Here is a 20,941-nt window from a genome sequence, read left to right on the forward strand (position 1 = left end):
AACTTTTCAACCCCTGACGGAGAGTCATCGATGCCTATCATCAACAGCCAAGTTAAACCGTTCAACGCTACCGCTTTCAAAAACGGCGAATTCGTCCAGGTTTCGGATGCCGATCTGAAAGGCAAGTGGTCCGTGGTGTTCTTCTACCCGGCCGACTTCACCTTCGTTTGCCCAACCGAGCTGGAAGACCTGGCCGACAACTACGCTGAATTCAAGAAGCTGGGTGTCGAAATCTACAGCGTCTCCACCGACACTCACTTTGCTCACGCTGCCTGGCACAACACCTCGCCAGCCATTGGCAAGATCCAGTACACCATGATCGGTGACCCGACCCACGTCATCTCCCGCAACTTCGACGTGCTGATCGAAGAAGTTGGCCTGGCTGACCGCGGTACTTTCGTGATCAACCCTGAAGGTCAGATCAAGATCGTTGAAATCAACGACGGTGGTGTAGGCCGTGACGCTTCCGAGCTGCTGCGCAAGGTCAAGGCTGCTCAGTACGTTGCTGCTCACCCGGGCGAAGTCTGCCCAGCCAAGTGGAAAGAAGGCGAGGCCACTCTGGCTCCGTCCCTGGACCTGGTCGGCAAGATCTAAGTCTGTGAGTCATCCGAGGGCGATCCGCTCTTAATCAAGCAAGCCGCTTCGCCCCAAAAAACGCCCGGGCGAGATTCGCTCGGGCGTTGTTTTTTCTGAAATTCAAAAAATGGAAATCGCCCGTATGTTGGACGCCAATCTTAAAGCTCAGTTGAAGTCATACCTGGAACGGGTCACCCAGCCGATCGAGATCGTCGCCTCCCTCGACGACGGTGCGAAATCCCAGGAAATGCTCGCGTTACTCAAAGACGTTGCCAGTCTGTGTGACCAGATTACCTTGCTCGACAACGGCACCGATGCGCGTAAGCCTTCGTTTTCGTTGAATCGCCCAGGAGCCGATATCAGCTTGCGTTTTGCCGGTATCCCCATGGGCCACGAATTCACTTCGCTGGTGTTGGCCTTGCTGCAAGTCGGCGGTCATCCTTCCAAGGCCAGTGTCGAAGTCATCGAACAGATTCGCTCCCTTGAAGGCGAGTTCAACTTCGAGACCTATTTCTCGCTGTCCTGCCAGAACTGCCCGGACGTGGTCCAGGCGCTGAACCTGATGGCGGTGCTGAACCCGAATATCCGCCACGTCGCCATCGACGGCGCGCTGTTCCAGGCCGAGGTCGACGAACGCCAGATCATGGCCGTGCCGAGTGTTTATCTCAATGGCGTGAACTTTGGCCAGGGCCGCATGGGCCTGGAAGAAATCCTCGCCAAGATCGACACCAGTGGTATCGAGCGCCAGGCTGAGAAGATCAGCGCCAAGCAGGCTTTTGATGTGCTGGTGGTGGGCGGTGGCCCAGCCGGCGCGTCGGCGGCCATCTATGCGGCCCGCAAGGGCATCCGCACCGGTGTCGCGGCTGAGCGCTTCGGCGGTCAGGTGCTCGACACCATGGCCATCGAGAACTTCATCTCGGTGCAGGAAACCGAAGGGCCGAAATTGGCCGTCGCCCTGGAAGAGCACGTCAAGCAGTACGACGTGGACATCATGAACCTGCAACGCGCCGATGCATTGGTGCCAGGCAAGGATGGCGCGCTGCACGAAATCAAATTCGCCAGTGGTGCGAGCCTCAAGGCCAAGACCGTGATTCTGGCGACCGGTGCGCGCTGGCGCGAAATGAACGTGCCGGGCGAGCAGCAATACCGCAACAAGGGCGTGGCGTACTGCCCGCACTGCGACGGCCCGCTGTTCAAAGGCAAACGCGTGGCAGTGATCGGCGGCGGTAACTCCGGCGTGGAAGCGGCCATTGATCTGGCCGGTATCGTGGCCCACGTCACTTTGTTGGAGTTCGACGTGCAATTGCGTGCCGACGCGGTATTGCAGCGCAAACTGCACAGCCTGCCGAACGTGACCGTGATCACCAACGCCCAGACCACCGAAGTGACGGGCGATGGTCAGAAGGTCAACGGCTTGCGCTACAAAGACCGCCCAAGCGGTGAAGTACGGGACGTGGCGCTGGAGGGGATCTTCGTGCAGATCGGTCTGTTGCCTAACACCGATTGGCTCAAAGGCACCGTCGAGCTGTCGCCACGGGGCGAGATCATTGTCGATGCCCGCGGTGAAACCTCGATCCCGGGTGTGTTCGCCGCCGGTGACGTGACAACTGTTCCGTACAAGCAGATCGTGATCGCCGTAGGCGAGGGGGCCAAGGCTTCGTTGAGCGCCTTTGACCACCTGATCCGTACCTCCGCGCCGGCATAAACAGCCGATAGCGAAAAAAACAAAACCCCATGGGCCCAGTGCTCATGGGGTTTTGTTTTTTGGATCACGCATTACCTTGTGGGAGCGAGCCTGCTCGCGATAGCAGACTGTCTGGTACGTCAATGTTGAATGCGCTGCCGCTATCGCGAGCAGGCTCGCTCCCACAGGGGGCTGTGGGATTTTTATTGCCCACACACCCTACGGTGGCGCTTACAGCGGCGCGGGCTGGATGATTTCAACCCAGTAGCCATCCGGGTCTTTGATGAACGCCAGGCTTTTCATGCGACCGTCGTTCAGGCGCTTCTGGAAGTCGCAGCCCAGCGCTTCGAAGCGCTCGCAAGCGGCGACGATGTCCGGGACCGAGATGCAGATGTGGCCGAACCCGCGTGGGTCAGTGTTGCCGTTGTGGTAGGCGAACGCCGGGTCGCTTTCGGTGCCGTGGTTGTGGGTCAGCTCCAGGATGCCGGGGATGGATTTCATCCATTCGGTGCGCTGTGCAGCGTCGGCCGGAATCTGGCTCTTGTCCACCAAGGCGAGGAAGTACAGGCTGAATTCGGCTTCCGGGAAATCGCGTTTTTCCACCAGGGAAAAACCCAACACCCGAGTGTAGAAATCCAGGGACTTGGTGATGTCCTTGACCCGCAGCATGGTGTGGTTGAAGACGAATTTGGCCGTGGCGGTATCGGGTTGGGCGGTGACGCCAGGGAAAGTGTTGAGTTCGTGCAGGCTCATGGGCCCTCCGGAAAATAAGTGGGGCAAACGGCATCGCAACTTTGCTGCGACGGTCCTGGGCTTGCGCTAAACGGCTTCCTTGCAGGTGCACCCATGATACGCAAGGGGCGCGGCATCGCCAAACGCCTCTGGCTATTGCTTGCCTGGGCGGCGGGCTTCAGACTTTACGAATCGTCCTTGAGTGCAATGCAATGATTCGACCGTTCCTTTCGCTGTTTGTCCTGCTGCTGGCCGCGATGGCAAATGTCGCTGTCCAGGCCGCCGAACCGCAGGTCGCCTGGCCCCCAGGCTGGGTCATCGAACCATTGCCCTCTGATGCTGGCACCTCGTCGGCAGCGCCGGGAACGACCCGGCAACGGGCGACAAAGAGTGATTCAGCGGGCACGGCGGTGATGGTCATGGAACTGACCACGACGCCCATCGAGCCGGGTCATCAAGTCAACTTGCAAGGCGTGTTACTGGAAATGCGCAAATCAATTCAAAAGGACTTTTATCAGAGCGGTTATCAAAGTGTCTGTAATAAGATTCATTCTTCGATGTTGGGCGACGTTGCCGCACTCGAGACCACTTGCACGATCACGCAAAACGGTCGGCACGTGTTATCTCAGACACTCGTCGCTGCACTAAAGGAGGGCAGGGCTAATGTGCTGTCCTATGCGGGGCAGGCTCAGGAGTTTGTAGAAAACCAGGATGAAATACAGTCGGTACGAAATAGCCTGAAACTATAAAGCCCTCGGTATTAGAACTACTTAATCCAGAAATCCTGCCCCATAAAAAACCCTGAGCAGGCTCAGGGTTTTTTTCATTCGGCCAGCTTTCTCAGCTGCGCAACCAGGCGTCAACGGTTTTTGCACCGTACTGTTCTTTCCAGGCTTTCAGGCCTCGATGGTTGCCGCCTTTGGTTTCGATCAGTTCACCTGTGTGCGGGTTCTGGTACACCTTGACCACTCGCGCACGGCGGGTTTTGACAGGCTTGGTCGATGGCAGGCCCCCCTTGGCCGGGTTCGGGTCGAGAATCGCGATGACGTCGCGCAGGCTCTTGCCGTAGGTTTTCATCAGTCCCTGGAGCTTCTCTTCGAATTCGATTTCTTTCTTGAGCCCGGCATCATTCTTCAGCTTTTCCAGCTGCTTGAGCCGCTCTTGAAGGTCCTGTTCTGCTCTACGAAATTCAGCGAGTCTGGACAATATCGTTACTCCAATCAGAATATTTGGCTGATACCAACCGCAAACAAAGCTATAAGCCAAGTGCCTTGAAGCGACTCGGTGATAATGACGCTCCTGCTATTAGCCACAGGTAAAAAAATTGTAGTAGTGAAACCCACGGGTGTAAATCGTAACTTTTTCGTTATGTAACAAGGAATGCGAATTTTATCAGTCCGACTGTGGTTGTCCGTGGAGGGACGTAGCACCAGGGCTTTCAATGACGGACACCGCCGCAATGAAATCCGCGCCACTCATCGGGCGACCAAATAGATAACCCTGCAAAAAGTTCACCCCGTGAGCGGCCAGATAGTTGCTTTGTTCAACGGTTTCGACCCCCTCGGCAACGATACCCAAGTCCAGCTTGCCCGACAGTTCGATGATGCTGTCAAGGATGTGCCGCGACAGGGCATCGACGCCGATCATGGCAACAAAGCTCTGGTCGATTTTCAGGAAGTCCACGTTGAACTGGCGCAAGTAGCCCAGGCTGGAATGACCGGTGCCGAAGTCGTCGATTGCGATCTTCACCCCCAGTTCACGCAGGTGCTGGAACAGCTGGTGAGTGGTGGGTGTCGGTTCGATCAGCTCGCGCTCGGTCAGTTCCAGCACCAAGGTAATGACCCCCGGTGGGAAGGCCTCCAGGAACTCGCGGCAATCTTGTACCAGTTCCAGACTCTGACAGTGGCGAGCGGTGATGTTGATGCCGACGTGAAAAGGACTTTCCAGTTGCGGGACCAAGGGCGATAGCAAGCGCATCGTTTGCTGCATCAATGTCCGGGTCATCGGCACGATCAAGCCGCTGTGTTCAGCAAAGGGAATGAACAGGTCCGGCCGCACCAGGCCTTCCTTGGGATGGTTCCAGCGCATCAGCACTTCGACCCCGGCCCAACGTTTGCTGTCGCCCTGCACGACCGGTTGCAGATACGGCACGAACTCCCCGGCCTCAAGCGCGCGTTGCAGCTCATGGCTGGGGGATGAGGCGCGTTTTTGCAGCCAATGGCCGAGCGTTCCGGCGATGACACCGAAGAAGATCAGCAGGCTGAACAGCGGCGGATACTCACGGGCCATGTAGCGCCAGATTTCCCCCTCATCGAAGCCGGCCTCAACATTGAAGGCATAGCGCGATGAGGTCAGGTTGCTGCGGGCGACCGGCAGCGCGGGCAGGGGCGCTGCTCGGACCTTCCCGTCCGCGGTCAGCCAGTTTGGCCCGACTTGCAGCAACAACCGGGTTTCGCCGCCGATCAGACGCAAGACATTGGCCAGGTGATAACCGTCCAGCGTTGCCAATGCCCCTTGCCGCCCTTCATTGAGCCGGTAGATCAGCAGCGCGGTGTCGGGGGTGATCGGGTTGCCGTTCATGAGCCACAAGGTGCCCTGATGGTAGGCGTTCGGATCAACCGTTTCCTCGAAGGCGCCAAACAGCGAACTGCAATAGAGGATGTTGTCCCACACCAGGTTGGTCGAACGGACGAATGGGCGACGCGTCACCTGTTCGCGCAAGGCCAGTTTCACCGCTTCGCAGGGCTGGCCGGCCAAAGGCAGCAGTTCGCGCGCCGCCAGGGCGGTGTTGTCGAGCATCAGTTCGATCTGCCCGATCAACTCTTCGCTGGTCTGTCGGCTCTGTTGCTCCAGTGTCCGTTCGGCCTGCAGGTACAGAATGCCCAGCCCTGACAGTATCGGCAGCACGCCGCAGAGCAGCGTGATCAGGTTGCGACGGGGCCGCTTGCGCAAACGAGTGGCGGTCAATGGCATCTGCATAACCTGTGAGGGCTTGAGGAACAGCTTCGATAGTGTATTCGGTTGCCGGTGATCAGACTGACTGCCTCGCCAGCTCGATAAATGCCAGGGTGGCAGGCGAGGCCTGTCGGCTGTCCAGTACCGCCAGGCCTATCTGACGCGGAACCTGCGGCGACAATGGCCGCGTGACGAACCGTGGGTTGTCGCCGCCCGGCAGCGAACCTTCGGACACCAGGGTCACGGCCTCGCCGCGGCTGACGACATCCAGGGTACTGAGCAGCTGCGAACAACGATAGCGCACGTTCGGTGTGAGCCGGGCTGCGTTGAACAGGCGCGAAACCAGTTCAGAAGAACCGGCCTCGGTGAGCACGAACGGGTCGTTGCACAGGTCCTTGAGACTCAGGCTGGCTTGGGCAGCGAGGGGATGGGCGGTGGGCAGCACGGCGACCATCTGGTCTTGCATCAGCGCGAACGTGTCGAAACGGTCTTCGGGCAGCACCACGAAACCGACGTCGATCCGCCGTTCATCCAGCCACTGGATGACTTGCCGGTCCGGCCCTTCGTCGATGTGCACTTCGATCCCCGGATGCAGAGCCCGGTAACGTCGCAAGATGGCGGGCAACAACTTCATCGACGAAGTCGGACCGAACGAGCCGATGCGCAGGGTGCCTCGGCGCATGCCCCGCGCATCGGCGGCTTCCTGGCGCAAGGTGTTGGCCAGCCCGAGCATGGCCCGGGCGCGCAGCAGCAACTGCCGGCCAATGTCGCTGGGTTCGATGAGGGTCTGATGACGTCTGAACAGCTCCACGCCCAACTCCTGCTCCAGCGATTTGATGGCGTGGGACACCGCTGACTGGCTGATGCCCAACCGCGTCGCCGCGGCGGTGAAACCGCGTAGCTCGGCGACCTGGGAGAAGATCTCGAGTTGGGTGAGGGTCATGAGTGAATGCTCATTTTACGATGATCAAGCATGAGGCGAACAATAGAGTATCTCAAGCGCACTTTCCTGTGGCGAGGGAGCTTGCTCCCGCTTGAGTGCGAAGCGCTCATAGAAAAGGGCCGCTTCGCAGCCCAGCGGGAGCAAGCTCCCTCGCCACGGGTAGTCGTTTTATTTCAATGTGGTGAAACCATGAAAACCCTCGAACAATCCGTTCCAACCCCTTCGGACCTGCCGGTCTACCTGAAACTGGCCATGGTCACCATGATCTGGGGCGGCACCTTCGTCGCCGGCAGGATCCTTTCCGATGCCCTGGCACCGCTGCTCGCCGCCAGCCTGCGGTTTCTGCTGGCCAGTCTCGCGCTGTTGCTGTTTCTCGGCCTGGCCGGGATCCCGCTGGCCAGGCCCAGCCTGAAACAAGGGCTGCAATTGGCGGCGCTGGGGTTCTTCGGGATCTTTTTCTACAACCTGTGTTTCTTCTATGGCTTGCAGTACATCAATGCGTCGCGGGCCTCGTTGATCGTGGCCTTGAATCCGGCGGTGATAGGGCTGGCGTCCTGGTGGCTGTTCAAGGAACGGCTGAGCCGGGCGAAAGTTGCGGGCATCGTGCTGTGTATCGGCGGGGCGGGGCTGGTGATCGTCAGTCGCGATCCGTCCTTGCTACAGAGTGCAGGGCAGGGCTGGCTGGGCGATCTGCTGATTTTTGGCTGCGTGCTGGGCTGGGGCGTCTATTCCTTGTTTTCCAAAAAACTGAATGAAAGCCTCGGGCCTTTGCAAACCGTGACCTGGTCGATTCTCCTGGGCACCTTGATGTTGTGGCTAGCTTGCGCGGTCGCAGGCGACGTTCGCGTTGAAGCATTGCGCGGGCTGGACATTCGGCAATGGCTGAGCCTGCTGTACTTGGGCGTGCTGGGGTCGGCGTTGGCCTATATTGCCTGGTACGACGGCATCCGTCGGATTGGCGCGACCCGTTCCGGCGTGTTCATCGCACTCAACCCGTTGACCGCTGTGCTGTTCGGGGCGCTGCTGTTGGACGAACGGCTCACCGTCTTGATGGGTGTAGGTGCGGGGCTGATCCTGACGGGGATTTTCCTGTGCAACAAACCCCTTGCGCGGTCGCCGCAAAAGACGATTTGATACCGAAGGCGGACAAACATGGTTACGCTGTGTAGAATCGAGTTACGCATATAAGAATAAACGTCTTCTGGCAGCAGAAGCCTCGCCCGCAAGAGCCTTGGGTCGACAATGAAGATATTCGGGTTTCAACTGATCTACGGCGATTTCCTCGCCCGCACCGTTCGCGGCATTTCCTGCGCGCCACCGCGTGCCCTCAGCATGGCCGGCAACTAACGCTCCGTTAATTGATAAGCATGATGAGGCGCCAACATGGCAGATCTATACGAAAACCCGATGGGCCTGATGGGCTTTGAATTCATCGAATTCGCATCCCCCACACCCAATACCCTGGAGCCGATCTTCGAGATCATGGGCTTCACCAAAGTGGCCAGCCACCGCTCCAAGGACGTGCACCTGTATCGCCAGGGCGCGATCAACCTGATCCTCAACAACGAGCCCCACAGCGTGGCCTCGTACTTCGCCGCCGAACATGGGCCGTCGGTGTGCGGCATGGCATTCCGGGTCAAGGATTCGCAACAGGCCTACAAGCGCGCCCTGGAACTCGGCGCCCAGCCGATTCACATCGAAACCGGTCCGATGGAGCTGAACCTGCCGGCAATCAAAGGCATCGGCGGCGCGCCGCTGTACCTGATCGACCGTTTTGGTGAAGGCAGCTCCATCTACGACATCGACTTCGTGTTCCTCGAAGGCGTTGACCGCAACCCGGTGGGCGCGGGCCTGAAAATCATCGACCACCTGACCCACAACGTATATCGCGGGCGCATGGCCTATTGGGCCGGCTTCTACGAGAAGCTGTTCAACTTCCGCGAGATCCGTTACTTCGACATCAAGGGCGAATACACCGGCCTGACCTCCAAGGCCATGACCGCCCCGGATGGCATGATCCGCATCCCGCTGAACGAGGAATCGTCCAAGGGCGCCGGGCAGATCGAAGAGTTTCTGATGCAGTTCAACGGTGAAGGCATCCAGCACGTGGCCTTCCTGACCGACGACCTGATCAAGACCTGGGACCAGCTCAAAAGCATCGGCATGCGCTTCATGACCGCGCCGCCAGACACCTACTACGAAATGCTCGAAGGCCGTCTGCCGAACCACGGCGAGCCGGTGGATGAACTGCAAGCGCGGGGCATTTTGCTGGACGGCGCTTCCGAACAGGGCGACAAGCGTCTGCTGTTGCAGATTTTCTCGGAAACCCTGATGGGGCCGGTGTTCTTCGAATTCATCCAGCGCAAGGGCGACGATGGCTTCGGCGAAGGCAACTTCAAGGCGTTGTTCGAGTCCATCGAGCGTGACCAGGTGCGGCGTGGTGTGTTGGCTACTGAGTGACGGCTGAGGCAACAGACAACCCGTGCGGCGTAACTGCCGTACGGGTTTTTTATTGGCCAGCAGATCTCAATGTGGGAGCGAGCCTGCTCGCGATCGCGACCTGTCAGATACATCAATGTTGAATGTGCCGCCGATATCGCGAGCAGGCTCGCTCCCACAAGGTCCGTGTAAGTTCAGGTCCGGCGTCGCTGGCGCATCAGGTGCTTGAACCCTTCGAACACCAGCACTGCCACGGCCAGCCAGATGGGAATGTAGGTCAGCCATTCACTGGCCTGGATGCTTTCTCCCAGCAGCAGGGCAACGCCCAGCAGCAACACCGGTTCGACATAGCTCAACAGCCCGAACAGGCTGAACGGCAGCAACCGGCTGGCAACGATGTAGGCCACCAGCGCCGAAGCACTGATCACCCCGAGCAACGGGATCAGCAGCGACAGCCAAGGGTACTGGTCGAAAACAGCGAAACCCTGCTCCCCGCTTTGTACGAACCAGAGCGCCAACGGCAGCATCAGAGTCATGTCCAGCCACAGCCCGCCCAGGTTGTCAGTCCCCAGGCGTTTGCGCAGGATGAAGTAGATCGGATAACCCACCACCACCAGCAGTGTCGCCCAGGAAAACCCACCCACCTGGTACAACTCGTTGACCACGCCGAGGGTGGCGAAGAACACGGCGATTTTCTGCAGGTAGGACAGGCGCTCGCCATAGACGAGGCGCCCGGTCAGAACCATCGACAGCGGCAACAAAAAATACCCCAGCGACACGTCCAGGCTGTAGCCGTTGAGGGGCGCCCACATGAACAGCCATAACTGCGCGCCCATCAACGCCGAAGACGCCATGGCACCGAGCAACAGACGCGGCGCGGCGATCAGGCGCCGACCGAGCGCCGTTACCAGGTTCCACTCCTTTGCCACCAGCATGAACACCGTCATGCAGGGCATCGTCAGCAGCATGCGCCAACCGAAGATTTCCACGCCGGTCAGCGGCGAGAGCAGGGAGGTGTAGTAATACATGACGGCGAACAGCACAGAGGCCGAGACCGATAGAACGATGCCTTTGGACACAGTGGTTCTCATGAGGGCGATCATCGACACCCGGACTTGTGACTGGAAAATTTATCTGTGGTGCATGGCCTGTGGGAGCAAGGCTTGCCCGTGATGAACGATAACGCGGTTCAGCCCTTGAACCGCAGCACGGCCATCGCGGGCAAGCCATGCTCCCACAGTGTTCGTCGGAGTCGACGAAGTTATGACGTACGCGCCACCCGCCCCGATACGAAGTGGCCCACGTCATTGAAGCCTGGCGTCGAGGCATGCCCCGGTGTCACCAGCGAATCGATGAAGGCTTCATCTTCGGCCGTGATCGTCACCGACTGCGCCTTGGTGTAGCCATCCCATTGTTCCTCGGTGCGCGGTCCGACGATCGCCGAGGTGACAGCGCGGTTGTTCAGCACCCAGGCAATGGCGAACTCGACAATGCCCACGCCGCGTTCCTGGGTGTATTGCTGGATCTGTTGGGCGATGCGCAGGGACTCGACCCGCCATTCGGTTTCCAGGATGCGTTTGTCCTGGCGACCGGCGCGACTGTTGGCGTCCGGTGCCACGTCCGGTGCGTACTTGCCACTGAGCACCCCGCGGGCGAGGGGGCTGAAAGGCACCACGCCGAGGCCATAGTTCTGCGCGGCGGTGATCTGCTCGGTTTCGGCCTGGCGATTGACGATGTTGTACAGCGGTTGGCTGATCACCGGCCGGTCGATGCCCAGGCGGTCGGCGATTCGAATCACCTCGGCGATACGCCAGCCACGGTAGTTCGACAGGCCCCAGTAGCGGATCTTGCCCTGACGAATCAAGTCACCGATGGCCGACACCGTGACCTCAAGCGGGGTGTTGTGGTCTTCGCGGTGCAGGTAATAGATGTCCAGGTAATCGGTGCCCAGGCGCGTCAGGCTGGCCTCGATGCCATTGAAAATGTGCTTGCGACTCAGGCCGCTGCGGTTGGGGACACCATCTGGTGGGCCGAAGCCGACCTTGGTGGCCAGCACCCATTCATGACGGTGACTGGCAATCGCCTCGCCGACGATCTCTTCGGAACGACCGTTGGTGTAGACGTCTGCGGTGTCGATGAAATTGATGCCCTGGTCCCAGGCCTTGTCGATGATCCGCAGCGAATCCTCGGTGCTGGTCTGTTCGCCGAACATCATGGTGCCCAGAGTCAATGTCGAGACTTGCAACCCGGAATGGCCTAGCGTGCGGTAGCTCATGACAAGGTCCTTTTATCGATGGGAAAGGCCCAATCAAACCCCAGAACAACCGGGCGTGGCAAACGAAAAGATCGCAGGCCACACTCGACCCCTTACACTCCCGACAACAACCCACGCACGCGATAGAGATTTGACAGGCTGACCGCTATCGCGAGCAGGCTCGCTCCCACACTGATCTGCCTGGGCCACAGGTTTCAGCTAGCCCGGATCCCTGTGGGAGCGAGCCTGCTCGCGATGATGCCATCAGCCTCGACAACCGTGTCGATGGCAACCCGATTGCGTGAACTTGAACAACTGCGCTCAACTGGCATGCCGTGCCGTGCACTGGAACCGGAGAATAAGTATGAAAATAGTCATCGCCCCCGACTCGTTCAAGGACAGCCTGAGCGCCCAGGGCGTTGCCGATGCTGTCGCCCAAGGCCTGGCCCAGGTCTGGCCGGATGCACAGTTGGTCAAGTGCCCGATGGCCGACGGCGGGGAGGGCACGGTGGAGTCGGTGCTGGCGGCCTGCAACGGGCAGTGGCGGCGCAGTTGGGTGAAAGGTCCGTTGGGGGCCAGCGTCGAAGCGCGTTGGGGCTGGTTGCCCGACAGCCGCACCGCGATCATTGAAATGGCCGAGGCCAGCGGCTTGCAGCTGGTACCTCCTGGGCAACGTGATGCCTGTTCCAGCAGCACCTACGGCACCGGCGAGCTGATTCGCGCCGCCCTGGACGAAGGCGCCGGGCGCGTGATCCTGGCCATCGGCGGCAGCGCCACCAACGACGGCGGTGCCGGCGCGATGCAGGCCCTGGGCGTGGCGCTGCTGGATCAACACAACCGACCGCTTCCACCGGGCGGCCTGGCTTTGGCCGAACTGGCCCGCATCGACTTGAGCAAGATGGACCCGCGCCTGGCTCAGGTAAATTTCGAGATTGCCGCCGATGTCGATAACCCGTTGTGCGGACCTCACGGCGCTTCAGCGATTTTCGGCCCGCAGAAAGGGGCATCCCCTGAGCAGGTACAGCAACTGGATCAGGCGTTGGGGCATTTCGCTGGACACTGTGCCCAGGCGTTGAACAAGGAGGTACGCGACGAACCGGGCAGCGGCGCCGCCGGAGGGCTGGGGTTCGCCGCCAAGGCGTTTCTGGGCGCGCACTTTCGCACCGGCGTGGACGTCGTCGCCCAGTTGACCGGGTTGGCCGATGCGATCAACGACGCTGACCTGGTGATCACCGGCGAGGGCCGTTTCGACGCCCAGACCTTGCGCGGCAAGACCCCCTTTGGCGTGGCGCGCATCGCCCGCCAGCATGGCGTACCCGTGGTGGTCATCGCCGGCACGCTGGGGGAGGGTTATCAGGCGCTGTATGAGCACGGCATCGAAGCAGCCTTTGCCCTGGTCAGCGGGCCGATGACCCTGCAAGAGGCCTGTGGCGACGCGCCACGCCTGCTGACTGAACGAGCCCGGGACATCGCCCGGCTTTGGCGAGTGGCCGCCCGATAGACCTGTGGGAGCAAGGCTTGCCCGCGATACAGGCGCTGCGGTCTCCCAGGAATCGAGTCGCCCATATCGCGAGCAAGCTTTGCTCCCACGGCGTTGAATTTGAGATAGGGTTGAGGCTGGACTTCGCGCAAAACAGGAGTGGTACATGCGCTTTTCAGATTTGACCCGCCGCATCACCGGCGACGGCGCCGCCGCGTGGCAGATCCACGACCGAGCGTTGGCCATGCGCGAGCAGGGCATGGATGTATTGCTGTTATCGGTGGGCGACCCGGATTTCGACACCCCTCGCGCCATCATCGACGCCGCTGTGACCAGCCTGCGCGCCGGAGACACGCATTATTCGGACGTGCGCGGCTTGCACACCCTGCGTGCCAGCATTGCCCGGCGCCATCGCCAACGTTGTGGCCAGCCGGTAGGCGCCGAGCATGTCACCGTGTTGCCGGGGGCGCAGTGTGGGGTCTATGCGGTTGCGCAATGTCTGCTCAACCCCGGTGATGAAGTGATCATCGCCGAACCGATGTATGTCACCTACGAAGCCGTATTTGGTGCCTGCGGAGCGAAAGTGCTGCCGGTGGCGGTGCGCCCGGAAAACGCTTTTCGGGTTGACCCGGCCGACGTCGCCCGGCTGATCACTCCCCGTACCCGGGCGATGCTACTCAACAGCCCGAACAACCCATCCGGCGCCAGCCTGCCGCTGTCCACCTGGCAAGCATTGGCGCAGTTGTGCATCGAACATGATCTGTGGCTGATCAGCGATGAGGTCTACAGCGACCTGCTGTACGAAGGCGAACACATCAGCCCGGCCAGCCTGCCGGGCATGGCCGAGCGCACCGCGACGATCAACAGCCTGTCCAAATCCCACGCCATGACCGGTTGGCGCATCGGCTGGGTGATCGGTCCCGAACCTCTGGCTGAACATCTGGCCAACCTGTCGTTGTGCATGTTGTTCGGCCTGCCGGATTTCGTCCAGCGGGCGGCCCAGGTGGCGCTGGAGCGGGACTTGCCAGAAGTGGCGCAGATGCACCAGGAGTATCGCCAGCGTCGGGATCTGGTGTGCGCCGCGCTTGAGGGCTGTCCGGGCCTGAAACCCGTGCGGCCCGATGGCGGCATGTTCGTGATGGTCGATGTGCGTGGCACCGGCCTGGGCGCCCAGGCATTCGCCGAGCGCCTGCTCGACGGCCATGGCGTGTCGGTGCTGGCGGGCGAGGCGTTCGGGCCCAGTGCCGCGGGGCACATACGCATCGGGTTGGTGGTTGATCAGCAGAAACTGACGCAGGCCTGTCAGCGGATGGCCTTGTGTGCCGCGCAGTTAATGTGCGTCCGCCATACCTGACTACGGGCTTATCGTTGCGCGGGTGCAGATAAAGACTGATACCACTCCGTCTGTATGGGGCGCCTTGTCTTGTTTCATTCAAACACTAAAACCCGATAAACGGTCGATTGACCTGTAAGTTCTGACAGTAGGCAAGGTCGGATAACGAGTATCTACTTAATTCAACACGGCACGCCCGCTACAAGAGCCAATTAAGTAGGAGGACGTCATGTCGACATCCGGTAATGGGGAGGCAGGGCCAGACACCCTGGCGCCCGAGGGGCCGCCGGTAGATGATGTCCCTCCCAGTGGACAAGTTCCGGCCTCGATTCTAATGAATGGCGGGCAGGCTCGGGTTCCATTATGGCCTATTTATGCCGATCAAATCGGCAAAGTTGATAGGTTGGTGGTTTATTGGCGGCGAGACGGTACGACGACCACTGTCTATGATCAAAATAAGCCAGGTCCGATCATGGAAACTGAGTTCGTGATTCCATTACCCGTCCATTTATGGGCCGGAGACGGTGTGGCTTATCTCTCTTACCGAGCTAGACCGATACAGCCTATCGGCAATTGGTTTACCTCGTTAGATACAGAGTTATTTATCGATCACAGTGTCATTCCCCTGCCTAGATTGGAAGATGTCGATTTTTTGTATACAACAAATGGGTATTTGAACTGCGGCACAACCCCTCCCATTTGGGATGGGGTCTTTATAAGAATTCCGTATCAGGGGTTCCTGGAAGGGGATGAATGTGTACTCACCTGGCGCGCCTACCGCACGTTGAATCCCACGCCCGAGAGTTATATTGACGGCACTGAAGGTGTCTTTACCCATGAACTCACCAAGGCGGAAGCAGAGAATCCGGACGGGTTTGTATTGCCACCCATTCCTTGGGTCAATCATCTTGAACCCCTGATCTATGGCTGTGGGATGGCTCAGTACAAGATCCGTAGTGCTGGGGTGTTTATCGGCGAATCCGAGTTGAAGCGGGTGAAAGTCGATCGGTATCTGCCCGGCGAGACTGGACCTTGTGGGCCCTGATGAACACTCGTCACTCAGATCAATAATCAACTGCTTTTTTACCCGTTAAAACAGTCTTTGCGGTAGGGGGATTTCGATAGTGTGAATTTGGATCTGGATATTATTGTGGAGAGCATGAGATGAACGTGAAACAGGAAATAGCGGAAATCGACCGGCAACGTGTGCGCAGTGCTCGTGCAGCATCAGGACCTCTGGCGGGACTTCCTCCAGAGTTTCCTGGCGTTATTGTCAGTGACACCGACAGGCGCGTGTATGTTGATAAACTGCTGCCTGGCCAGAAATTGCCGGTTACGCTTAAGCTCTGGGAAAACCAACACCCCGATGATCGTGTCACCGTTCAAATCGCACAAACGGAAATCTCTACGTCTTGGGTGACGGTAGATGAGTTTGACGCCGGCACTGATATCGGTGCACGTCCTCCAGAATATATAGCGGGTATTCCGACAGAAAATTTGACTGATTACAATCCGGCCGGCACGCCTTCTGAATGGTGGGTTCGATACCGGGTGAGGTATCCCTTGGGGAATACCTGGACTTCAGATCCGAAAGAAATTGTAATTGACCGACGGGCCCACTACCAAGCGGACCCTGACGGACCAAAGAGTCGGCCGCCGATGGCCCGTGCCAATCCTGCTATTCCATCGTCCTACATCATCGATGACACCTACGTCGGCAACCTCCCCAGCGGTGTCATGGAAGTTACGGTTGGCACTCAGGGTTGGGAAACGGGGGATATATGTTACTTATATATCAGCAAGCTTTTTTCGGAAGCTAATGGGGATGAGCCTGTTAATCCTCCCCCTTATACGTTACCGCAAACTGGTGTATTTCAAGTGCCAGGGGCGACTTTGCGTAGTCTGCCACCTGGCACCAACTTTCTTTTTTATCAGCATGTTGATGCTGTCGGGAACAAGAGTAATTTATCAGACGCTCAACCCTTGAAAATTGTTTTTGCACCAGCGCCGGTGCTCGAAGATCCCATTGTTCCTTTGGCTCAGACCGATCATCTTATCGATTTGAAAGATTGTGCAGAGCCCGGTGGCGTTACAGTCGAGGTGGAAAGGGTTGAGCACATAGACGATACAGATGAGATTAAACTTACGTGGAATAATACACCGGTAGATACTAAGGCTTTCGGTAGCCTTACCAAACTGGTTTTCCCTGTGCCTTTTGCTACTGTTTTCGATGATTACTATTCGGGCGGGCTTACAACCGAAGGCAACGTTCCAGTCAGCGTTGAAGCTACTTTGTTGCGCGGGACAGAGACTCTGTCTGTCTCATCTGTAGATATTTCTTCGAATCTCTATGTCGCCGGTCCGACTGACCCCACTGATCCGGGTCAACCCAATGATGAACTGGATGCACCTAATGTTACAAGCACGGCAGTGGATAACATCATTGAGATTGCAGATTATGGTGACAACCAGACAATCACCATTGACTTGTGGGCAGATGCTAATAAGCCCGTAAAACAGGGGCAGATGATTAGGGCTGAGTACGCAGGTGTGGAACTGGATGATGTTGCTTTCCTGAATGATAACGATACAGAGGCAACGATTATTCTGCCTTGGAACGTTATCAACGACGCCGGAATCGGTCCTCATAACCTTCAATATTTCGTTTCGGACATCGGCGGAGTCAATGAAAATCCGTCACTCATCCAAACGGTGACCAACAATGCAATGGTCGTTGACTTGGATCCTCCTTCAATAACCACGGACAACCCAGGCGTGCTACTGTGCGATGACCTGGACCAGACCACGTGGAGCGCGGTAGTCAACATCGAGGGAAACCCTGTGCACCTTCAAGTGGGACGGGAAGTTACCCTGCGTGCGCAAGGATACAGGGATGCGGGTTACACTCAGGTAGCACCAGGCACCGCTTTTACTTCGACTACACCTCACACGATTGTCGACCCAGAGCCAACGGCCGGGTTTACCATGACCATCCAACCGTATGATCCCTATATCCGCGATATTCCTGAGCCTCCTCCTACTTCGGGAGGAACAGGCCCCTATCTTGGTTATTGGAGGATTTGGTACGAGGTGAAGATTAATGGAGTTGATTATCCCTCTGACAAGTTTGAGATAGTGGTCAATCTTGTCAATTCATATAATGAATATTGCGAACAGACTTGAGTAGAGATCTAGCTTGATGTCTCCCTTCGCAGCAGTGCTCTGTTGAATTGCTGTGAAGGGATGCGACTTATCTTACTTTTGCAACGGAATTGTCTGAGCTGTTTTCAGAATAATCCTACATTGAATTTTGGGCTTCCTCAGTAGTCTGGCGCCTCTTCTCGAATGTGATCGGGTAAAGATCAGCGAGCCAACCAGTTCCAAATATCGTTTTTAGAGTAGTTCATATGCAATCAGCTCAGTTTTCTCTATCGAAAGTTCATTGTGGCAGATGGAGATATCCATCGGTCCTGGCGCTCGCTTTTGTCATCCCTTATGCACAGGGGCGAGACTTGAACCCCGGGGAGACGGAAACCATCTCGCCCTCGCCGACCGTGGAGAGCTGGCGCATCGCCGCGGATGCCACCCTCAACGTCAATGGCGCCGATACGTTGGACATCGACGTCCAGGCCGGCACCTTGAACGTCAACACTGGTACGACCCAGCAGATCAGTGCAACGGATGGGGCGACCTTGAACCTGACCGGTGCCACGGTGACGGGGGCAAGCGGGGCCATTACGGTTTCGCTGACCAACAGTGACGCCAACGTCAGCGGCAGCACGATATCCGGGCTCGATTACGGGCTTGCGGCGGTGCGCGATATCGACACGTCGACCGGCTCCAACGTGGCTTTGTTGAACAGCACCGTGAGTGGCGTTTTGGGGGGCGCGGTGGCCACCTCCTATAGCACCCTGAACTTGAATAACAGCACCATTGAAGGCACCGACAGTTCCAGCTTCGGTGTACGGATCGCAGGAGGGCAGGTGGCGCTCAATAACCAGTCCAAAATCATCGGCGGGCTGAATGGCGTGACGTTCGAGTTGGACGGTACCGACGAACAGATCAGCAAACTGGTGCTGAACAACTCCAGCGTCGAAGGCAAGACGGGCTCGGCGATTTTGGCGAATGTGGGTGCCATCCCGTTGGGAGCGTTCGTGGTTGAAGTATCGAACGGTTCGACGCTTATCGGTGGCAACGGCACGATCCTGGAAGTGACGGACGGTACGAACGTCGACTTCAGCGTCGACAATAGCCTGTTGCAGGGCAATGTGGTGGTCGAGGCCGGCAGCAATGTGAACGCTTCACTGAACAACCAGGCCTCGCTGACCGGTGATCTGCAAAACGTAGCGCGAGTCAGTCTCGATAATCAGAGTGCCTTCATCGGCACCATCAAAGGCGATGCCGGGCACACCACTGATGTGGTGCTCGATAACAGCTCCCAATTTACCGGCGGCGTGGAGGGTACAGCCGACCTTGCGATCAGGGGGCAAGCGACCTGGACCCTGACCGGCAGCAATAACGTGAACAATCTGTCGCTGGACGGTGGCCGGGTGGATTTTGCGCCGGGGCCAACGTTCTACACGCTGAATGTCCGCGAGCTCTCAGGTAACGGTTCTTTCAACATGTACACCGATTTTGTCACCGGTGAAACGGATTTTCTCAATGCCGAAAGCGCGTCGGGTGAGCATGTCGTGTCAGTCAGTGCCACTGGGAACAGGGCGGCCGGTGATTTGATACACATTGCTGAATTCGGTGCAGGTAACGGACAGTTGGCGCTGAACAATGGGGCTGTCGATGTCGGCGCCCTGACTTACCAACTGGTCCAGGAAGGCAATGGCTGGTATCTGCGCCCTGACGACGGGCCGAGCACCAGTACTCGTTCGGTGCTGGCGATCGCCAATACCGCGCCCACCATTATTTATGCGGAAAGCACGTTGCTGAATTCGCGTATGGGGGACCGCCGGTTGACCGGTGCCAAGCCCGGCCTCTGGACCCGTACCTACAATAATCGCTACAGCGTGCAGAATGCCTACGCCGGTGGCTACAGCCAGACCCAGCAGGGGCTGGTGATCGGTGCCGATGCAGCGCTGGGCGACAGCGATTGGCTGGTCGGCGGCATGGTGGGGTACAGCCGCTCGAACCTGGATCTCAAGCATGGCAGTTCGGGTTCGGTGGACAGCTATTCCGTCGGGGCCTACTTGACGAAATTCGATCCTCAATCGGGCTTCTATGTTGACGCGGTCACCAAGATCAATCGATTCGACAACAGCCTGGACGTGCGCATGAGTGATGGCGTGAAAACCAAGGGGTCTTATGACACCTACGGTTTGAGCGGTTCGCTGGAGGTGGGTCTGCAAGACCAATTGGGCAGCGGGTTCTTCTGGGGACCTTTTGCTCAGGTCGCCGCTGCGGTGGTATCCGGTGAACATTACAAGCTGGACAATGGCCTTGAAGTCGATAGCGAGCTGACCCGGTCGCTGGTCGTCAAGGGTGGTGCTTACCTGGGCAGCGAGATCGATCTGGGCAACGGCCACAAGTTGCAGCCGCGGGTGCGCGTTGCCGTTGGCCAGGAGCTTATCAAGCGCAACCAGGTGGGCGTCAACGACAGTTCGTTCAACAACGATAGCTCCGCCACCAGCCTGGAGCTGGCGGGTGGAATCAATTGGGCATTGCCCCACGGACTTCAGGTTTTCGCCGAGGCCGGCTCAAGCCAAAGCAAGACCGTCAAGCAGGATTACAACGTCAGCGCGGGTCTTAGTTTCAACTTCTGACAATGCGCCGATTCGCGCTTGGTCGTCCAATAAAAAAGCTCCGGATCGAAAGTCCGGAGCTTTTTTATTGCGGCGCTTATCGGGCTCAAGTGCGTCGGGACCCAGGCTCTGCAACCAGCCTGAAATTCATCATCAGGTCATGGGCTTTCGGATTTACCAATCCGTCGTCTACACGTGCATCTATGGTGCCGCTGATAGAAAGGTTTTGCGAATCAAAATTCAGGGACGTCAAAGGTTCAGATGTTGAATACTCTGACGGCGGGCTCTCCGCGGTATCACCGTAGAAGACCCTCACGTCCTTGGCACGTTGTGGAGTGTTATCGACAGGATCCTCGATGAAAATGATCCTGATGGTCTTGATGTGGTTGTCGACTGCATCTCGAAGCGTCGCCGTTATGGTCAGGCAGTCACCCAACTGGGGGTAGCTCACGCGGGAAAAGGATGCTCTGAACGGTACCGGGGGACGTTGATCAATGGATGCTGCGAATTCATTGCTGAAGAGGGATTGTCGAACCGTATTGACTGACAGTTTTTGTGCTGTGCTCATGGTCATGGTCTCCATTGGAATATCGCAAGGCTGTACCGACAGTGCAGAGCATTATCTGACTATGGGTCCTGCCATCTGAGCGCGATACCGGCTCGCTGTAAACTGTCAGGTTTGACAGTTTACAGCGACGCTGGCTTATGAAAGTGCAGGGATGACGGGCTGCACCGGTAAAGCTTTGTAGCGGCTGTGTGAAATTGTGTAAGGGGTTTGCTCGTAGGTGGGTGAGG

At 58.1% G+C, this 20,941-nt stretch carries 17 protein-coding genes; 10 read left to right on the plus strand and 7 right to left on the minus strand.

The genetic code is table 11. The features are described 5' to 3' along the window. Positions 1-30: 30 nt before the first annotated feature. Positions 31-594, plus strand: a complete 564-nt coding sequence (gene ahpC / locus GKKCFE_RS09110) for an alkyl hydroperoxide reductase subunit C (RefSeq protein WP_047227636.1) — start codon at positions 31-33, stop codon at positions 592-594. A 124-nt stretch (positions 595-718) separates the two neighbouring features. Beyond that, positions 719-2,281 (plus strand): alkyl hydroperoxide reductase subunit F, encoded by a 1,563-nt coding sequence (gene ahpF, locus GKKCFE_RS09115; RefSeq protein ID WP_076385334.1) that lies wholly within the window; start codon positions 719-721, stop codon positions 2,279-2,281. A gap of 210 nt (positions 2,282-2,491) precedes the next feature. Here ahpF and gloA read toward each other — a convergent pair whose 3' ends face one another. Then, a complete protein-coding gene (gene gloA, locus GKKCFE_RS09120; protein ID WP_047227634.1) occupies positions 2,492-3,013 on the minus strand; it encodes a lactoylglutathione lyase in 522 nt (173 codons plus the stop codon). 191 nt (positions 3,014-3,204) lie between these two features. On the opposite strand from gloA, the gene GKKCFE_RS09125 reads away from it, so the two are divergent. Continuing rightward, positions 3,205-3,741 carry a DUF4946 domain-containing protein gene (locus GKKCFE_RS09125; protein WP_047227633.1) on the plus strand — a complete coding sequence of 179 codons (537 nt, stop codon included), beginning with the start codon at positions 3,205-3,207 and terminating at the stop codon, positions 3,739-3,741. Positions 3,742-3,832: 91 nt separating this feature from the next. On the opposite strand, the gene GKKCFE_RS09130 is transcribed toward GKKCFE_RS09125, so the two are convergent. From GKKCFE_RS09130 to GKKCFE_RS09140, 3 genes are all read right to left on the minus strand, one after another. Next, the gene (locus GKKCFE_RS09130; protein WP_188252367.1) at positions 3,833-4,198 is read right to left on the minus strand and encodes a histone-like nucleoid-structuring protein, MvaT/MvaU family; all 366 of its coding nucleotides are present in this window, start codon (positions 4,196-4,198) and stop codon (positions 3,833-3,835) included. Positions 4,199-4,384: 186 nt separating this feature from the next. After that, positions 4,385-5,965 (minus strand): EAL domain-containing protein, encoded by a 1,581-nt coding sequence (locus tag GKKCFE_RS09135; protein ID WP_445577760.1) that lies wholly within the window; start codon positions 5,963-5,965, stop codon positions 4,385-4,387. A gap of 58 nt (positions 5,966-6,023) precedes the next feature. Next, positions 6,024-6,890 carry a LysR family transcriptional regulator gene (locus tag GKKCFE_RS09140; protein WP_281459340.1) on the minus strand — a complete coding sequence of 289 codons (867 nt, stop codon included), beginning with the start codon at positions 6,888-6,890 and terminating at the stop codon, positions 6,024-6,026. Between the two features lie 189 nt (positions 6,891-7,079). On the opposite strand from GKKCFE_RS09140, the gene GKKCFE_RS09145 reads away from it, so the two are divergent. After that, positions 7,080-8,024 carry a DMT family transporter gene (locus tag GKKCFE_RS09145; RefSeq protein ID WP_445577761.1) on the plus strand — a complete coding sequence of 315 codons (945 nt, stop codon included), beginning with the start codon at positions 7,080-7,082 and terminating at the stop codon, positions 8,022-8,024. A 249-nt stretch (positions 8,025-8,273) separates the two neighbouring features. Beyond that, positions 8,274-9,350 (plus strand): 4-hydroxyphenylpyruvate dioxygenase, encoded by a 1,077-nt coding sequence (gene hppD / locus GKKCFE_RS09150; RefSeq protein ID WP_047227629.1) that lies wholly within the window; start codon positions 8,274-8,276, stop codon positions 9,348-9,350. Between the two features lie 173 nt (positions 9,351-9,523). Here the strand turns inward: hppD and rarD are convergent, their stop codons facing one another. Continuing rightward, entirely contained in the window at positions 9,524-10,408 is an 885-nt protein-coding gene (rarD, locus tag GKKCFE_RS09155; protein WP_139050620.1) for an EamA family transporter RarD, read from the minus strand. Positions 10,409-10,590: 182 nt separating this feature from the next. After that, entirely contained in the window at positions 10,591-11,604 is a 1,014-nt protein-coding gene (locus GKKCFE_RS09160; protein ID WP_445577762.1) for an aldo/keto reductase, read from the minus strand. A 343-nt stretch (positions 11,605-11,947) separates the two neighbouring features. Between GKKCFE_RS09160 and GKKCFE_RS09165 the strand changes: the two genes are divergently transcribed. From GKKCFE_RS09165 to GKKCFE_RS09185, 5 genes are all read left to right on the plus strand, one after another. Next, on the plus strand, positions 11,948-13,084 hold the full coding sequence (locus GKKCFE_RS09165) for a glycerate kinase (RefSeq protein WP_445577763.1): 1,137 nt from the start codon (positions 11,948-11,950) through the stop codon (positions 13,082-13,084). A 145-nt stretch (positions 13,085-13,229) separates the two neighbouring features. Further along, the gene (locus tag GKKCFE_RS09170) at positions 13,230-14,417 is read left to right on the plus strand and encodes a pyridoxal phosphate-dependent aminotransferase (protein ID WP_188252362.1); all 1,188 of its coding nucleotides are present in this window, start codon (positions 13,230-13,232) and stop codon (positions 14,415-14,417) included. A gap of 208 nt (positions 14,418-14,625) precedes the next feature. Beyond that, complete coding sequence (locus GKKCFE_RS09175; protein WP_188252361.1) at positions 14,626-15,441, plus strand: hypothetical protein; 816 nt, start codon at positions 14,626-14,628, stop codon at positions 15,439-15,441. Positions 15,442-15,560: 119 nt separating this feature from the next. After that, on the plus strand, positions 15,561-17,579 hold the full coding sequence (locus GKKCFE_RS09180; RefSeq protein WP_445577764.1) for a hypothetical protein: 2,019 nt from the start codon (positions 15,561-15,563) through the stop codon (positions 17,577-17,579). A gap of 329 nt (positions 17,580-17,908) precedes the next feature. Next, positions 17,909-20,167 carry an autotransporter outer membrane beta-barrel domain-containing protein gene (locus GKKCFE_RS09185; RefSeq protein ID WP_445577765.1) on the plus strand — a complete coding sequence of 753 codons (2,259 nt, stop codon included), beginning with the start codon at positions 17,909-17,911 and terminating at the stop codon, positions 20,165-20,167. Positions 20,168-20,252: 85 nt separating this feature from the next. On the opposite strand, the gene GKKCFE_RS09190 is transcribed toward GKKCFE_RS09185, so the two are convergent. Then, positions 20,253-20,714 (minus strand): hypothetical protein, encoded by a 462-nt coding sequence (locus tag GKKCFE_RS09190; RefSeq protein WP_139050571.1) that lies wholly within the window; start codon positions 20,712-20,714, stop codon positions 20,253-20,255. Between the last annotated feature and the right edge of the window lie 227 nt (positions 20,715-20,941).

Source organism: Pseudomonas sp. E141, from assembly GCF_052659885.1.

Excerpts from the sequence above, each read along its gene's own strand:
- GKKCFE_RS09160 (WP_445577762.1), bottom strand. The coding sequence starts at position 11,604 with ATGAGCTACCGCACGCTAGGCCATTCCGGGTTGCAAGTCTCGACATTG.
- GKKCFE_RS09170 (WP_188252362.1), top strand. The coding sequence starts at position 13,230 with ATGCGCTTTTCAGATTTGACCCGCCGCATCACCGGCGACGGCGCCGCC.
- GKKCFE_RS09145 (WP_445577761.1), top strand. The coding sequence starts at position 7,080 with ATGAAAACCCTCGAACAATCCGTTCCAACCCCTTCGGACCTGCCGGTC.
- hppD (WP_047227629.1), top strand. The coding sequence starts at position 8,274 with ATGGCAGATCTATACGAAAACCCGATGGGCCTGATGGGCTTTGAATTC.
- gloA (WP_047227634.1), bottom strand. The coding sequence starts at position 3,013 with ATGAGCCTGCACGAACTCAACACTTTCCCTGGCGTCACCGCCCAACCC.
- GKKCFE_RS09190 (WP_139050571.1), bottom strand. The coding sequence starts at position 20,714 with ATGAGCACAGCACAAAAACTGTCAGTCAATACGGTTCGACAATCCCTC.
- GKKCFE_RS09180 (WP_445577764.1), top strand. The coding sequence starts at position 15,561 with ATGAACGTGAAACAGGAAATAGCGGAAATCGACCGGCAACGTGTGCGC.
- ahpF (WP_076385334.1), top strand. The coding sequence starts at position 719 with ATGTTGGACGCCAATCTTAAAGCTCAGTTGAAGTCATACCTGGAACGG.
- GKKCFE_RS09135 (WP_445577760.1), bottom strand. The coding sequence starts at position 5,965 with ATGCCATTGACCGCCACTCGTTTGCGCAAGCGGCCCCGTCGCAACCTG.
- ahpC (WP_047227636.1), top strand. The coding sequence starts at position 31 with ATGCCTATCATCAACAGCCAAGTTAAACCGTTCAACGCTACCGCTTTC.
- GKKCFE_RS09125 (WP_047227633.1), top strand. The coding sequence starts at position 3,205 with ATGATTCGACCGTTCCTTTCGCTGTTTGTCCTGCTGCTGGCCGCGATG.
- GKKCFE_RS09175 (WP_188252361.1), top strand. The coding sequence starts at position 14,626 with ATGTCGACATCCGGTAATGGGGAGGCAGGGCCAGACACCCTGGCGCCC.
- GKKCFE_RS09165 (WP_445577763.1), top strand. The coding sequence starts at position 11,948 with ATGAAAATAGTCATCGCCCCCGACTCGTTCAAGGACAGCCTGAGCGCC.
- GKKCFE_RS09140 (WP_281459340.1), bottom strand. The coding sequence starts at position 6,890 with ATGACCCTCACCCAACTCGAGATCTTCTCCCAGGTCGCCGAGCTACGC.